This window comes from Streptomyces sp. NPDC054813, assembly GCF_053611365.1.
Window position 1 is genome coordinate 229,719 of the sequence record NZ_JBSHAF010000003.1, and the last position, 14,238, is coordinate 243,956.

Here is a 14,238-nt window from a genome sequence, read left to right on the forward strand (position 1 = left end):
CAAAGGGTTCCCCTGCCGCACGACTTGGAGGGCGTACCGTGCACCGCCGGCACAACGGACTCAGGACGGCAGTTCTCCTCGGGGGACTGTCGGCACTCATCATCGTCATCGGCAGCTTCTTCGGCCGGACGGGTCTGATCGTCGCGGTCCTCGTCGCCCTCGGCACGAACGCGTACGCGTACTGGAACAGCGACAAACTGGCGCTACGCGCGATGCGCGCACGCCCGGTGAGCGAGTTCGAGGCGCCGGCCCTGTACCGGATGGTCCGCGACCTCTCCACCCAGGCCCGTCAGCCCATGCCCCGCCTGTACATCTCCCCGACGGAGGCCCCGAACGCCTTCGCGACGGGCCGCAACCCGCGCAACGCCGCCGTGTGCTGCACGGAAGGCATCCTGCGCATCCTGGACGAGCGCGAACTGCGGGGTGTGATCGGCCACGAGCTCAGCCACGTCTACAACCGCGACATCCTCATCTCGTCGGTCGCCGGCGCCCTCGCCTCGGTGATCATGTTCCTGGTCAACTTCGCCTGGCTGATCCCGGTCGGCCGTTCGGACGACGACGACGGCCCCGGCTTCCTCGGCCTGCTGCTGATCATGATCCTGGGCCCGCTCGCCGCCACCCTCATCCAGCTCGCCATCAGCCGCTCCCGGGAGTACGAGGCGGACGCCTCCGGCGCCCAGCTCACCGGCGACCCGCTCGCCCTGGCCAGCGCCCTGCGCAAACTGGAGGCCGGCACCAAGCAGCTCCCGCTGCCCCCCGAGCCCCGGATCGAGACCGCGAGCCACATGATGATCGCGAACCCCTTCCGCCCGGGCCAGGGACTGTCCAAGATGTTCTCGACGCATCCGCCCATGGCGGAGCGGATCGCCCGACTGGAGAAGATGGCAGGTCGCCCGCAGTGAAGACCATCCTGAACGTCATTTGGCTCGTCCTGAGCGGCTTCTGGCTGTTCCTCGGCTACCTGCTGGCGGGCGTGATCCTCTGCATCACGATCATCGGCATTCCATTTGGCGTAGCGGCCTTCCGTATCGGCGTCTACGCCCTGTGGCCCTTCGGGTACACGACCGTCGAGCGGCGGGACGCCGGCGCCCCCTCCTGTGTCGGCAACGTCCTGTGGCTGGTCCTCGCGGGCTGGTGGCTGGCCCTCGCTCACATCGTCACCGGTGTCGTGATGTGCCTGACGATCATCGGGATCCCGTTCGGCATCGCCAACTTCAAGCTGATTCCGGTCTCCCTGCTTCCGCTGGGGCGCGAGATCGTGCCCACGGACCAGCCGTTCGCGAGCCGCTGACCACACCTCATCCGGCGCTTGCCGCGCACGAGTTGTCCACAGGCCCGCACCGGGGCCAAGGGTTGTCCACAGGCCACCGCGATTGTCAGCGGCGGCCTGCATGATGAAGCCATGACCGAGATCGAGCAGTTGCTGACACGGGTGGCCGTACAGGCCCGCGACTCCCGTCCGTGGGGCTGGCCCGCACTTCCCGCGCCCGTCGACGCAGCCACCCTCGACCGCGCCCGGGAGGCCCTGGGCTTCCCCCTGCCGCGACTCCTCACCGCGCTCTACGAGCAGGTTGGCGACGGAGGCTTCGGCCCGTCGTACGGCCTGCTGCCCCTGCTCGACGCCGCTCCCTCCGGCGAACCCGCCGCCGTCGCCCAGTACCTCACCAACCGCGAATACGGCCGCAAGAACCCGGAGTGGCCCTGGCCGGAGGGCGTCCTGCCCATCTCCCACTGGGGCTGCGGTATGTACGCGTGCGTGGACTGCCGCACCCCGCAGGCGACGGTCCTGCTCTACGAGCCGAACGCCGACGGCGCCGACGGAGCCTGGTTCGTGGACGCACCCACCCTCACCGACTGGCTGTGCGTCTGGCTGAACGGCACGGGCTGGTACGAGGAGACCGACGAGGGCACGGATCTGGCGCCGTGGGACGACCTCCGGATACGCACGGCTCCGGCTCCGGAGCAGGCCTCCTGAGGGAACGGGCCTCCTGAGGGCGGCTGCCGGCTACCGAGCCGTCACCCGCCGCCGTACGGCGTACGCCACGGCGCCCGCGGCCAGTACGGCGGCCCCCGTGGCCACCGAAACGACCGGCAGCGCGAAGGCGAGCACCGCACAGCCCAGCAGGCCCACCACCGGAACCACGCGGGCACGCGGGGCCGGATCGAGTGTCCAGGCCGAGGCGTTGGCCACCGCGTAGTACGCCAGCACACCGAAGGAGGAGAAACCGATGGCACCTCGGAGGTCCACCGTCGCCGCCGCCACGGCGACCACCGCGCCGACGGCCAGCTCCGCGCGGTGCGGGACCTCGAAACGCGGATGCACGGCGGCCAGCGCCGGGGGCAGATGGCCGTCACGAGCCATGGCGAGCGTGGTCCGTGACACGCCAAGGATCAGCGCCAGCAGCGAGCCGAGCGCGGCCACCGCCGCCCCCACCCGCACCACGGGCACCAGCCCCGGCACCCCGGCCGCCCGTACCGCGTCGGCCAGGGGCGCCCCCGTCCGTCCCAGCGCGTCGGCGCCGAGCACGGAGAGCACGGCCACCGCCACGCACGCGTACACGACCAGCGCGATACCCAGGGCCAGCGGGATCGCGCGCGGGATGGTGCGCGCCGGGTCCCGCACCTCCTCACCGAGGGTCGCGATCCGCGCGTACCCGGCGAACGCGAAGAACAGCAGGCCGGCCGCCTGAAGCACGCCGACCACACCCGATGACAGTCCGATGTCCAGCCGCCCGGCGTCCGCTCGCCCGGACGTCAGGCACACGACCACCACGGAAGCGAGGACCGCCAGGACCACGGCGACGATGAGCCGCGTCAGCCAGGCCGACTTCTGGATACCGCCGTAGTTCACGGCGGTCAGTGTCACCACTGCCGCGACCGCAACCGCGTGCGCCTGCCCCGGCCACGCGTAGGCGCCCACGGTCAGCGCCATCGCGGCGCAGGACGCCGTCTTGCCGACGACGAACGCCCAGCCCGCGAGATACCCCCAGAAGGCGCCGAGCCGCTCTCGCCCGTACACGTAGGTGCCGCCGGACTGCGGGTAGCGGGCGGCGAGGCGGGCCGAGGACATGGCGTTGCAGTAGGCGACCAGTGCCGCGACGGCCAGCCCCGGCAGCAGCCCCGACCCGGCCGCGCGGGCCGCCGGGCCCAGCGCCGAGAACACGCCTGCTCCGATCATCGCGCCGAGACCGACGACCACGGCGTCGTGCACGCCCAGCGTGCGCCGCAGGCCGGGAGGTGAGGAAGCCATGCGCCGCACCCTACTGATCGCCGCAACCGCGAGGTGTCGCCATGGCGTCCTCGTCATCGACAGGGCACGAACACGCGCGGGACGGCCATCTGCGGATGACTCGGACGGCCTGTCCGACACAGCCGGCCGAGAACGAAATCACAGGGCCGGAACAGTGCGAACACAGCGCGGAAGGGCAGGTTCAGGGCATGGGCATCATCAGTTGGATCATCCTGGGACTGTTGGCCGGCGCCATCGCCAAAATCCTGCTGCCGGGACGCGACCCGGGCGGCTTCATCGGCACGACCCTCATCGGCATCGTGGGCGCGTTCCTCGGCGGCTGGATATCGGCCCGCTGGCTGGACCACCCCATCACCAAGGACTTCTACGACGGCGCGACCTGGGTGGCGGCGATCGGCGGCTCGTTGGTCCTGCTGATCCTGTACCGCCTCCTCTTCGGCAATTCACGCGACTGAGCGCCCGGCCGCGGCCAGCAGAGGAGATGGGTGGGTACCGGGGGCGCCCACCCTTCGTCGTGCCTCGGCCTACGGTGACTACCGGTAGTTCACGAACTGGAGCGCGAAGTCGAAGTCCTGGCCCTTCAGGAGGGCGATCACGGCCTGGAGGTCGTCGCGGCTCTTGGAGCTGACGCGCAGTTCGTCGCCCTGGACCTGGGCCTTCACACCCTTGGGACCCTCGTCCCGGATGATCTTCGCGACCTTCTTCGCGTTCTCCTGGGAGATGCCCTCCTCGATCGACGCGAAGATCTTGTACTCCTTGCCGGAGAGCTGCGGCTCACCCGCGTCGAGCGCCTTCAGTGAGATGCCGCGCTTGATCAGCTTCGACTGGAAGACGTCGAGGATGGCCTTGACCCGCTCCTCGGAGTTCGCCTGCATCAGGATCTTCTCGCCGGACCAGGCGATCGAGGCGTCCACGCCCTTGAAGTCATAGCGCTGCGAGACCTCCTTGGCGGCCTGGTTGAGGGCGTTGTCGACCTCCTGCCGCTCGACCTTCGAGACGATGTCGAAACTGGAGTCGGCCATGTCCTGTGGCTCCTTGTATCGGGGGGCGTAACGGGATGCGTTCCGGCGCGCGACGGCGACCGCGCCTGGTGTGGGGACCGGGCCGCATCCGCACCAGCCTAGCCACCCCACGTCTCGCGAGCGCAGATCAATCGGGTGGCGGAGCACCCCTCGGTATCGGGTATTGTTTACGTCGTTGCCAGGGAGCACCGCCGAAAAACGGTTCGACTTGGTGGCAAACCCCGGCGGTGTGCCCGAGCGGCCAAAGGGAGCAGACTGTAAATCTGCCGGCTTCGCCTTCCCAGGTTCGAATCCTGGCGCCGCCACTTTGGGGAAGACCCCCTCTGGACTGTGGAAACACAGATCGGAGGGGGTCTCTTCGTTGTGTCGTGAGCGCGTCGAGCGGAGGTGAGACGTGCCCCACCTCGGCGTCGATGCGGCCGCTTCTGAAGGTGTGTGGGAATGCGGAGGCGGGCGCCGGGCGAGCGCGCGTGACGACACTGGTGCCCCGGCGCCGTCGCAGGCCCCCGCGGGGCCGGCGCGGAGGGGCTGGCCCCCGCAACCGGTGCGCCCTCACGACCGCACTGTCGGCGTGAGCGCCGGCGACACCGCGGTCGCTCGGATCAGCTGCCCGGGACGCCAGTGGCCCCCGGTACGTGTGTCACGCCCCGGGGCACACTGGGCTCATGTCCTCCCGACGTAGAACCTGCCCGGTGTGCCGCCGCGAAATCGCCGTCGTCGCGGGACGCTTCGCGCGGCACGACCCGCCCGGGGCACGGGACACCGGCGACCTGGTCTCCTGCTCCGGCTCGCGGCGGCAAGCCCAAATCGGGGCGGCCCAGCCGTCGTTGGACGGTTACGCCGTGCCGGACTTTCCCGGGCAGCTGCCGCTGTTCTGAGGGCTGCGCCCGGCCGTCGCCACCGTCACAAGTCCCAACGGCCGGGCGGCGAGTTCAGTTCCCGGCCACCGACTTCACGGCCACCGTGACCGGCGTCGAACCGCCGATCAGTTCCAGGGTCAGACCGGCCGTCGCCGACGTGTCCACCAACTCCGCGAGTACGGTGGCCACGTCGTCGCGGGGGACCGAACCCCTCCCCGTGTGCGCCTCCAGACGCACCAGGCCCGTGCCCGGCTCGTTCGTCAGCGAACCGGGGCGCAGGATCGTCCAGTCGAGGGCGCTCTGCCGGGTGACGTACGCGTCGGCCTCGCCCTTGGCCCGCAGATACACGTCGAAGACGTCGTCGCCCTGGTGCGCCGGGTCCGCGCCCATCGCCGAGACGATCACGAAACGGCGCACGCCCGCGCGTACCGCCGCTTCCACGAACAACACCGCGGCGCCCTTGTCCACCGTCTCCTTGCGGGCCGTGCCGCTGCCCGGGCCCGCGCCTGCCGCGAACACCGCCGCGTCCGCTCCCTGAAGATGCGCCGCGACCTCCTCGACCGATGCCGACTCCAGGTCGAGCAGCACCGGTTCGGCACCGGCCGCTCGCAGATCGTCGCTCTGCTCGGCCTTCCGGATGATTCCCGCTACCTCGTCCCCACGCGCGGAGAGCAGCCGCTCCAACCGCAGCGCGATCTGACCATGACCACCAGCGATGACAATGCGCATGTTTCCGACCGTACGCCCGAAGCCCCGCATCCGCCGCACGACTTCACGCGCCCCACGCGCTCGCGCAGGCCTCGTGAAGCGGCCCGCCGGGTTGACGCCGTCTCTGCGGGCGCGCTCCTGCGCGCCGCGCGCTCCCGTGCACTCACCCGCACGCAGGCGTCCACGCTCCCGAACGCGCCTCCCAACGCCCACAAGCCCGGGCGCCCGCCCGCCTGCTCACACCCTCCGGTGCGCGCTCGCCCGCCGGGACGCCCGCCTCCACGCCACGCGCCCCCGCGCGCTGCCATCACCACGCGGCGGTCCCTCCACTTCAGCGCCCGCTCGCGCCCCGCGACACGCGCCCCGGCGCTTCCGCCCCAGGCGCCCCCCTCAGGACACCTCGCCCCGCCCCTGCCGAGGCAGCCCCAGCTCCGCTGTCGCCGCCGAGTTGCAGTACTCGCGGACCGCGCTCGTGCGTGCCACCACGCGCCCCCGGTGCACCACGATCCGGCTGTAGGCGAGGGAGAGGGCGCCGGCCAGGTGGTCGCCGCGTACGGCGAGGAGTTCGGCGGGGAAGCCGGCCTCGACACGGACCTCGGGAAGACCGAGGGCGGCACGGGAGGAGGCGCTCACGGTGTCGTAGGCGTCCTCGGGACGCAGGCCGTGGCGGGAGGCCAGGAGGTAGGCGGCCTCCAGGGGGTCGCCGCGGCCGACGGGGTTCGACAGGTCGCGCAGGGCGCCGCTGCCGGCGGCGACCCGCACCCCGGCCGCGCGCAGCAGCCGTACCGGGGCCGTGCCGCGGCGGTCGACGGAGCCGCAGCCGCCCTGGGGCAGGCACACCACCGTGACACCGGCCGCGGCGAGCTGGTCCGCGACCCGGGCGACCGCCTCGGCGGGCAGGCGCGCGAGCCCGGCGCACGGGCCGAGCGTCACGCCGGGGCGCATGCCCCCCGCCATCGCAGCGAGTCTCGCCAGCCGGGCCGGGTCGACGGCGTCCGTGTGCAGATCGACCGGGCAGCCGTGCTCGGAGGCCACCTCCAGGACGGCCTCCGCATAGCCCGTGGGATCGGGGTCCAGGTCCGGGCAGCCGCCCAGCACCGACGCGCCCATCTTCGCCGCGTCCCGCAGTATCGCCAGCCCCTCCGCGCCGGCCACCCCGGTCAGCACGCGCGGCATCGCGACCGCCGCCAGCTCCGCGAGCCCGCGCAGCGAACGGCGCGCCTGGAGAACGGCGGCAAGGGCGGCCAGACCCTGGACGTCGCCCACGCGCACGTGCGCGCGTACCGCCGTCGCGCCGTGGCCGAGTTGCAGCAGGGCGGCCTCGGTGGCGCGGCGCTGGACGTCGTCGGGGTCGTACGAGACGGGGCCGCCGCGATCGGCGGAGAGTGCGGTGTCACCGTGAGCGTGCGGTTCGGCCGGGGCCGGCAGGAGGAGGTAGCCGCTGAGGTCCACGCGCGCGCCGCCCGCGCGGGCCGGACCCGGTGCCAGGCTGCCGGCCGTACCGACCGCCTCGATGCGCCCGCCGCCCAGCCGTACGTCCACGGTCCGGCCGTCGGTGAGCCGTGCCCCGCACAGCAGGAGACCGGTCGGCTCGGACTGTCCCGAGGAGCCCGGGGAGTTGGACGACGACGAGGGCGGCTGCGGCTGGCTGTCAGGCATCGCGCTCCAGGAAGGTCGGTCCGGGCGGGGACTCAAGATCACGCAGAGTGAGTCGAGCCTAGGGTGACGAACAGTGCGGGGCGGGGAGGAGCGCAATAGTCGTACCGGCCTCGTCGGACCGGTCGGGAACCTCGTCGGACCGGCCGGGAACGGCTTCGGCACGCGCGCGTGAGGAGCGTCTGAAGGGGCCCGAGAGGCTGCCGTGAGCCGGGCGGAAGGGGCCCGGTGGAGCGGCGGGAAACGGATTTGGGTGAACGGCGGCCGAGCGTGTAATGTCTTCATCGCTCGCCCCAATAGCTCAGTCGGCAGAGCGTCTCCATGGTAAGGAGAAGGTCTACGGTTCGATTCCGTATTGGGGCTCTGGTGTGAGAGGTCCCGTCGCGAGGCGGGACTGATCTCATCAAAGCGGTGTAGCTCAGTCGGTAGAGCAAGCGGCTCATAATCGCTGTGTCACCGGTTCAAGTCCGGTCACCGCTACTGACAGTAGCCGATTGCGGGGTCGGTCCTTCGATCGGCTACTCTTTTTGCGTTGAATCAGTCCATCCGTTCGTCTTAGGAGCACTCACGTGGCTGCCACCGACGTCCGCCCGAAGATCACGCTGGCCTGCGTGGAGTGCAAGGAGCGGAACTACATCACCAAGAAGAACCGGCGTAACAACCCGGACCGTCTTGAGATGAAGAAGCACTGCCCGCGTTGCAACGCGCACACTGCGCACCGCGAAACGCGATAAAAACAGGCTCGTTCGTGAGGCCGTCCCCGACTTGGGGGCGGCCTCACGGCGTTTCGGCAGTTGGCTTTCCCGCTAGTTTGTGGGACATCACAGCAGACATCAGGAGGTGCCGGGCCAATGGCGCTCGACCAGTCCTTCGTGGGACGGACCTACCCACCCACCGAGCCCTACGAGGTGGGCCGGGAGAAGATCCGTGAGTTCGCCGAGGCGGTCGGCGACACCAACCCCGTGTACACGGACCCGGAGGCCGCCAAGGCGCTCGGTCATTCCGATGTGATCGCCCCGCCGACCTTTGTCTTCTCGATCACTTTCCGCGCGGCCGGGCAGGTCGTCGAGGATCCGCAGCTGGGCCTGGACTACAGCCGGGTGGTGCACGGCGACCAGAAGTTCGCCTACCGGCGTCCGGTGCGTGCCGGCGACCGCCTGACCGTCGTCTCGACGATCGAGGCCGTCAAGTCCCTCGCGGGCAACGACGTCATCGACATCCGCGGCGACGTCCACGACGAGGCGGGCGAACTCGTGGTGAGCGCCCTGACCAAGCTCGTGGCCCGCGCGGCGGACGTAGAAGAAGGCGAGGCGTGAGGATCCGATGACGTCGAAGATCGCGTACGAGGACGTCGAGGTCGGCACCGAACTGCCCGCCCAGACCTTCCCCGTGACCCGCGCCACGCTGGTGCGGTACGCGGGCGCCTCCGGGGACTTCAACCCCATCCACTGGAACGAGAAGTTCGCCAAGGAGGTGGGCCTGCCGGGCGTCATCGCGCATGGCATGTTCACCATGGCCGAGGCGATCCGCGTGGTCACCGACTGGACCGGCGACCCGGGTGCGGTCGCCGAGTACGGGGTCCGCTTCACCCGGCCCGTCATCGTCCCGAACGACGACCAGGGCGCCCTCATCGAGGTCAGCGGCAAGGTCGCGGCCAAGCTCGACGACAACACCGTGCGCGTCGACCTGACGGCGACCAGCGCGGGCCAGAAGGTGCTGGGCATGTCACGGGCGGTCGTACGGCTGGGCTGAGCCTGGCGGGTTCGACGGTCCGGTTCAGGGGGTTCGACGGCTCGGTCCGGTGAGCTCGACGGTCCGGTCCAGGGGGTTCGACGGCTCGGTCCGGTGAGTTCCCCGACCCGGTCGGTGAGTTCTACCGCTCGGTAAGGGGCGCTTCCCATTGCGGGGCGCCCCTTACGCATGTGTGGCCCCCTACCTGTGAAACGGGCCGGGAGGAGATGGCGTTCCCGGCTCCTTGACTTGGTTAGTGATTGAGTACTAACTTCATCGCATGGTCAGGATGAGTGCTGAGGAACGGCGCGAGAGTGTCGTCCGTGCGGCGATCGCCGAGTTTTCGCAGAGGGGCTACTACGGCACCTCCACCGAGGCGATCGCCAAGCGGGTCGGGGTTTCGCAGCCGTATCTCTTCCGGCTCTTCCCGGGCAAGAAGGCGATCTTCGCCGCCGCCTCGCAGCGTTGCATCGACGAGATGCGCGAGCTCTTCGAGAAGGCGGCCGAGGGGCTGCGGGGCGAAGAGGCCCTGTACGCCATGGGTGACGCGTATGTGCAGCTCATCCAGGAGCGGCCGGAGCGGCTCCAGATGCAGATGCAGACGTACATCACCGTCGCGGCCGCCGAGGCGGAGGGCGAGCACGAGTTCGGCGAGCTCGTGCGGGCCGGCTGGGGGCGGCTGTGGGACACCGTCCATCTGCTCTCAGGGGCGGACGTCGACCGCACCACGACCTTCCTGGCCAAAGGGATGCTCATCAATACCTATGCGGCCATGGGGTTTCCGCCCGGGCACCGGGTCTGGCAGGGGATGTACCCGGACGCCGGGACCACCGGGCGGCTGGAGAAGTGCAGCGACGGGTGAGGGGGGCGGTTCGCCGTCCCGGCCCGGGCCTTTTCGTGGGCCAGAAAATTAGTGATCAATAACTAATCCACGCAGGACGCTCTGGGGGAGCGATGTCACAAGAGAAAGAGACCGCACGTCGTGGGGGCGCCGTATGGGCCCTCGTCATCACCAGTGTCGCCGGATTCATGGCGGCCCTCGACAACCTCGTCGTCACCACAGCACTGCCCTCCATCCGCAAGGACCTCGGCGGTGCCCTGGACGACCTCGAATGGACCGTGAGCGCCTACACGCTCACCTTCGCCGTCCTGCTGATGTTCGGCGCGGCTCTCGGTGACCGCTTCGGCCGCCGTCGGCTCTTCCTCGCCGGGCTCGCCGTCTTCACCGGCGCCTCCGCCGCTGCGGCCATGGCGCCCGGCATCGACTCCCTGATCGCCGCCCGCGCGGTGCAGGGTGTCGGCGCGGCCGTGATGATGCCGCTGACGCTCACCCTGCTGACGGCGGCCGTGCCGGAGGCCAGGCGCGGGATGGCGTACGGCATCTGGGGCGCCGTCAACGGACTCGCGGTCGCCTCCGGGCCGCTCATCGGCGGCAGCCTCACCGAACACGTGTCCTGGCATTGGATCTTCTGGCTGAACGTCCCGCTCGGCCTCGCTCTGCTGCCGCTCGCCCGTCTCCGTCTCGCCGAGTCCCACGGCGCCGGCGCCCCGCTCGACTTCCCCGGCACCCTGCTCGCCAGCGGCGGCCTCTTCGGGATCGTCTACGGCCTGGTGCGCGGGCCCGCCGACGGCTGGACCAGTTCCCTCGTGCTCACCGGGCTGTTCGCGGGCGGCGCCCTGCTCGTCGGCTTCGTCATCCACGGCAGCCGCGCCAAGAACCCCATGCTGCCGATGCGGCTCTTCCGCTCCCGCGCCTTCTCCGGGATCAACGCGGCCAGCCTTCTGATGTTCCTGGGGATGTTCGGCTCGATCTTCCTGCTCAGCCAGTACATGCAGGGTGTCCTCGGCTACTCGCCCACCGAGGCGGGCCTCAGGATGCTGCCCTGGACCGGCATGCCGATGCTCGTCGCACCGATCGCCGGGATCCTCTCCGACCGGATAGGCGGCCGCCCGGTCGCCGCCGCCGGACTCTTCCTGCAGGCCGCCGGGCTCGGCTACATGGCCTCCGTGGTCACCGCCCACGCTTCCTACGGCGTCCAGCTGCCCGGTCTGATCATCAGCGGTATCGGCATGGCGCTGTACTTCGCCCCCGCCGCCAACCTCGTGATGTCCGCCGTGCGCCCGCAGGAACAGGGCATCGCCTCCGGCGCCAACAACGCGCTGCGTGAGGTGGGCGGCGCACTCGGCATCGCCGTCATGTCGTCCATCTTCGCCGCCCAGGGCGGCTACGAGAGCGCCCAGAGCTTCGTGGACGGGCTGCGGCCCGCCCTGGTCACCGGCTCCGCCGTGGTCGCCCTCGCCGGGATCGCCGCCCTGTTCATCCCCGGCCGCCGCCGCGCCGCGCGGACGGTGACCGAGGGGGAACCGGCCCTGGCTCTGGAGAGTGTCGGCAGCTGACTCCACGCGCGCGTGCGGCTCGTGACGGGGAGAGCGCGGAGGGAGTGTCGGTGACGTCTCGTAGTCTTGGGCGCGTGCAGGAACTCCACGACGCCCCCCTCGCCCCCCTCACCACCTTCCGGCTCGGCGGCCCCGCCACCCGGCTGGTCACCGCGACCACCGACGCCGAGGTGATCGCCACCGTCCGCGAGGCCGACGACAGCGGGACCCCGCTGCTGGTCATCGGCGGCGGTTCGAACCTGGTCATCGGCGACAAGGGCTTCGACGGCACTGCCCTGCGCATCGCCACCACCGGCTTCGAAGCGCGCGGTACGACGCTGGAGCTGGCGGCCGGCGAGGTGTGGACCGACGCGGTCGCCCGCACCGTCGAGGCGGGTCTCGCGGGCATCGAGTGCCTCGCCGGGATCCCGGGGTCCGCGGGCGCCACGCCCATCCAGAACGTCGGGGCGTACGGCCAGGAGGTCTCCTCGACCATCACCGAGGTCGTCGCCTACGACCGGCGGTCCGGCGAGACGGTGACGCTGGCCAACGAGGAGTGCGCCTTCTCGTACCGGCACAGCCGGTTCAAGGCCGACCCCGAGCGTTATGTCGTCCTGCGTGTGCGCTTCGGGCTGGAGGACGCCGGCGGGCTGTCGGCGCCGGTGCGGTACGCCGAGGCCGTGCGGGCACTCGGAGTGGCTCAGGGGGACCGGGCGCCGCTGGCCCGCGCGCGCGAGGCGGTACTCGAACTGCGCGCCGGGAAGGGCATGGTGCTCGACCCCGAGGACCACGACACCTGGTCGGCGGGGTCCTTCTTCACCAACCCGATCCTCACGGACGAGCAGCTCGCCGACTTCCACGCACGCGTGCGCGAGCGGCTCGGGGACGGGGCCGAGCCGCCCGCCTACCCGGCGGGGGAGGGGCGTACCAAGACCTCGGCGGCCTGGCTGATCGACAAGGCCGGGTTCGGCAAGGGGTACGGCAGCGGGCCGGCCCGGATCTCCACCAAGCACACGCTGGCGCTGACCAACCGGGGCGGGGCCACGACCGAGGACCTGCTGGAGCTGGCGCGGGAAGTCGTCGCCGGTGTCCACAGGGCGTTCGGTGTGACGCTAGTCAACGAGCCGGTGACCGTGGGCGTGAGCCTGTAGCGGCCGTACTGAGGGGTGCGGGGCCGCATTCGGCGCAGCCTCCGCCTCTTGCGGGCCGCTTCAGTACGCCACGCCCACTCCCTGCTTCACCGTTCCCGCGTCCTCGATCATCGACAGCATCGCGTGGGCCACGTCTGCGCGTGCGATGAAGCGGCCCTTCGCCGGGAAGCCGCCGATCACCGTGCGGTAGGTGCCTGTGAGGGGCTTGTCCTGAAGGCGGGGCGGGCGCACCGACGTCCAGTCGGTGCCGCTGCCGGACAGCTCCGCCTCCATCTCACGCAGGTCGTCGTAGACCGGCTTGAGGACCCTGCCGACCAGGCCGCGCGCGGTGCGGTCCAGGAGGCCGTCGGCCGGTTCCGGGCCCACCGGGCCCGCGCTGACCACGACCAGGCGCCGTACCCCCTCGGCCTGCATCGCGGCCAGGACCGTGCGGGTCAGGCGAGCGGCGACCCCGGCGTCCCCCCGGCCACGCGGGCCCAGACCCGACAGGACCGCGTCCCGGCCGGCGACCGCGGGGCGGACCGCCTCGGCGTCGCTGAGGTCCGCGCGGACCACCTCCAGGCCGGGGCCGGTCACGGTCAGCCTGGCGGGGTCGCGAACGACCGCCGTGACCCGGTGACCGGACGCCAGCGCCTGGCGGACGATCTCCCGGCCGATCCCGCCGGTCGCGCCGAAGACAGTGAGGTTCATGACTGCTCCCGTGTACTCATGCATCGCGTGCGTAGGCGTGCGCCAGGGGTGGGTGAGTACTCACTCACCCCTGCTTGTCTCTAGAGTGGGTAAGCACTCACCTACCCGTCAAGGCTCTTCGGGACATCCGTCGCACCCGCAGGAAAGGGCATGTGATCCTTGGGCGTCATGCAGCAGAAACCGGCCCGCGTCCGCATCCTCGACGCCGCTCACGAACTGATGCGCACCGCCGGGCTAGCCCGCACCACCACCAAGGAGATCGCCAGGGCGGCCGGCTGCTCCGAGGCGGCGCTCTACAAGTACTTCCCCAGCAAGGAAGAGCTGTTCGTGCACGTCCTGTCCGAGCGGCTGCCCCGGCTGATCCCGCTGCTCGGCGAGCTCTCCCACGAACCCGGCCGGGGCTCCCTGGAGGAGAACCTCACCCGGATCGCGCACCAGGCCGCGCTCTTCTACGAGGAGAGCTTCCCGATCGCCGCGTCCCTCTACGCCGAGAAACAGCTCAAACACCGGCTCGACGAGCAGCTGCGGACGATCGGCGCCGGCCCGCATGTGCCGATCCACGCCCTCGACGCCTATCTGCGCGCCGAACAGGCCGCCGGCCGGATCCGCCAGGGCGCCGACACCTTCGCCGCCGCCTCCCTGCTGCTCGGCGCCTGCGTACAGCGCGTCTTCGCCTTCGAGGCGACCCCGACCGGCCAACGCCCCCCGTTGGACACGTTCGCCGCCCGGCTCGTCCGCACCCTGCTCGACGGAATCTCCGTTGCCGAGGATCCCGGCCGCCCGCGATCCTGATG

17 protein-coding genes and 3 tRNA genes are annotated in these 14,238 nt (G+C 71.0%); 15 read left to right on the forward strand and 5 right to left on the reverse strand.

The features are described 5' to 3' along the window. Positions 1-38 precede the first annotated feature (38 nt). The 3 genes from htpX to ACWGJB_RS07130 all read left to right on the forward strand — a co-directional run bounded on the left by htpX (position 39) and on the right by ACWGJB_RS07130 (position 1,975). Positions 39-902 (forward strand): zinc metalloprotease HtpX, encoded by an 864-nt coding sequence (gene htpX / locus ACWGJB_RS07120; RefSeq protein WP_360489170.1) that lies wholly within the window; start codon positions 39-41, stop codon positions 900-902. Next, positions 899-1,291, forward strand: coding sequence for a YccF domain-containing protein (locus ACWGJB_RS07125; protein WP_453379237.1), 393 nt, complete (start codon positions 899-901; stop codon positions 1,289-1,291). The genes htpX and ACWGJB_RS07125 overlap by 4 nt, the downstream gene beginning before the upstream one ends. Before the next feature lie 111 nt (positions 1,292-1,402). Next, entirely contained in the window at positions 1,403-1,975 is a 573-nt protein-coding gene (locus ACWGJB_RS07130) for an SMI1/KNR4 family protein (RefSeq protein ID WP_453379238.1), read from the forward strand. A 30-nt stretch (positions 1,976-2,005) separates the two neighbouring features. Here ACWGJB_RS07130 and ACWGJB_RS07135 read toward each other — a convergent pair whose 3' ends face one another. Then, positions 2,006-3,250, reverse strand: a complete 1,245-nt coding sequence (locus ACWGJB_RS07135; RefSeq protein ID WP_453379239.1) for an APC family permease — start codon at positions 3,248-3,250, stop codon at positions 2,006-2,008. A 188-nt stretch (positions 3,251-3,438) separates the two neighbouring features. On the opposite strand from ACWGJB_RS07135, the gene ACWGJB_RS07140 reads away from it, so the two are divergent. Next, complete coding sequence (locus ACWGJB_RS07140; protein ID WP_453379240.1) at positions 3,439-3,705, forward strand: GlsB/YeaQ/YmgE family stress response membrane protein; 267 nt, start codon at positions 3,439-3,441, stop codon at positions 3,703-3,705. Between the two features lie 78 nt (positions 3,706-3,783). Here the strand turns inward: ACWGJB_RS07140 and ACWGJB_RS07145 are convergent, their stop codons facing one another. Then, positions 3,784-4,272, reverse strand: coding sequence for a YajQ family cyclic di-GMP-binding protein (locus ACWGJB_RS07145; protein ID WP_093499708.1), 489 nt, complete (start codon positions 4,270-4,272; stop codon positions 3,784-3,786). A gap of 223 nt (positions 4,273-4,495) precedes the next feature. On the opposite strand from ACWGJB_RS07145, the gene ACWGJB_RS07150 reads away from it, so the two are divergent. Continuing rightward, positions 4,496-4,577: transfer RNA gene (locus ACWGJB_RS07150), tRNA-Tyr, on the forward strand. 360 nt (positions 4,578-4,937) lie between these two features. Further along, complete coding sequence (locus tag ACWGJB_RS07155; RefSeq protein WP_453379241.1) at positions 4,938-5,150, forward strand: hypothetical protein; 213 nt, start codon at positions 4,938-4,940, stop codon at positions 5,148-5,150. 54 nt (positions 5,151-5,204) lie between these two features. Here the strand turns inward: ACWGJB_RS07155 and ACWGJB_RS07160 are convergent, their stop codons facing one another. After that, positions 5,205-5,861: an SDR family oxidoreductase gene (locus ACWGJB_RS07160; protein WP_453379242.1), complete on the reverse strand. Its 657-nt coding sequence runs from the start codon at positions 5,859-5,861 to the stop codon at positions 5,205-5,207. A 369-nt stretch (positions 5,862-6,230) separates the two neighbouring features. Next, positions 6,231-7,499 (reverse strand): amidohydrolase family protein, encoded by a 1,269-nt coding sequence (locus ACWGJB_RS07165; RefSeq protein WP_453379243.1) that lies wholly within the window; start codon positions 7,497-7,499, stop codon positions 6,231-6,233. Between the two features lie 287 nt (positions 7,500-7,786). Between ACWGJB_RS07165 and ACWGJB_RS07170 the strand changes: the two genes are divergently transcribed. From ACWGJB_RS07170 to ACWGJB_RS07205, 8 genes are all read left to right on the forward strand, one after another. Next, positions 7,787-7,859, forward strand: a tRNA-Thr gene (locus tag ACWGJB_RS07170). A gap of 44 nt (positions 7,860-7,903) precedes the next feature. After that, positions 7,904-7,976, forward strand: a tRNA-Met gene (locus ACWGJB_RS07175). An 89-nt stretch (positions 7,977-8,065) separates the two neighbouring features. Next, positions 8,066-8,230 (forward strand): 50S ribosomal protein L33, encoded by a 165-nt coding sequence (gene rpmG, locus ACWGJB_RS07180; RefSeq protein ID WP_003948671.1) that lies wholly within the window; start codon positions 8,066-8,068, stop codon positions 8,228-8,230. Between the two features lie 117 nt (positions 8,231-8,347). After that, the gene (locus ACWGJB_RS07185) at positions 8,348-8,812 is read left to right on the forward strand and encodes an FAS1-like dehydratase domain-containing protein (protein ID WP_453379244.1); all 465 of its coding nucleotides are present in this window, start codon (positions 8,348-8,350) and stop codon (positions 8,810-8,812) included. Positions 8,813-8,819: 7 nt separating this feature from the next. Continuing rightward, the gene (locus tag ACWGJB_RS07190) at positions 8,820-9,248 is read left to right on the forward strand and encodes a MaoC family dehydratase (RefSeq protein WP_453379245.1); all 429 of its coding nucleotides are present in this window, start codon (positions 8,820-8,822) and stop codon (positions 9,246-9,248) included. Positions 9,249-9,507: 259 nt separating this feature from the next. Beyond that, complete coding sequence (locus tag ACWGJB_RS07195; protein WP_453379246.1) at positions 9,508-10,089, forward strand: TetR/AcrR family transcriptional regulator; 582 nt, start codon at positions 9,508-9,510, stop codon at positions 10,087-10,089. A 92-nt stretch (positions 10,090-10,181) separates the two neighbouring features. Further along, positions 10,182-11,624, forward strand: coding sequence for a DHA2 family efflux MFS transporter permease subunit (locus ACWGJB_RS07200; protein ID WP_453379247.1), 1,443 nt, complete (start codon positions 10,182-10,184; stop codon positions 11,622-11,624). Positions 11,625-11,698: 74 nt separating this feature from the next. After that, positions 11,699-12,754: a UDP-N-acetylmuramate dehydrogenase gene (locus ACWGJB_RS07205; RefSeq protein ID WP_453379248.1), complete on the forward strand. Its 1,056-nt coding sequence runs from the start codon at positions 11,699-11,701 to the stop codon at positions 12,752-12,754. A gap of 60 nt (positions 12,755-12,814) precedes the next feature. Here the strand turns inward: ACWGJB_RS07205 and ACWGJB_RS07210 are convergent, their stop codons facing one another. Beyond that, entirely contained in the window at positions 12,815-13,444 is a 630-nt protein-coding gene (locus ACWGJB_RS07210; protein ID WP_453379249.1) for an NAD(P)-dependent oxidoreductase, read from the reverse strand. 168 nt (positions 13,445-13,612) lie between these two features. Between ACWGJB_RS07210 and ACWGJB_RS07215 the strand changes: the two genes are divergently transcribed. Then, a complete protein-coding gene (locus tag ACWGJB_RS07215; RefSeq protein ID WP_453379250.1) occupies positions 13,613-14,236 on the forward strand; it encodes a TetR/AcrR family transcriptional regulator in 624 nt (207 codons plus the stop codon). Positions 14,237-14,238: the final 2 nt, after the last annotated feature.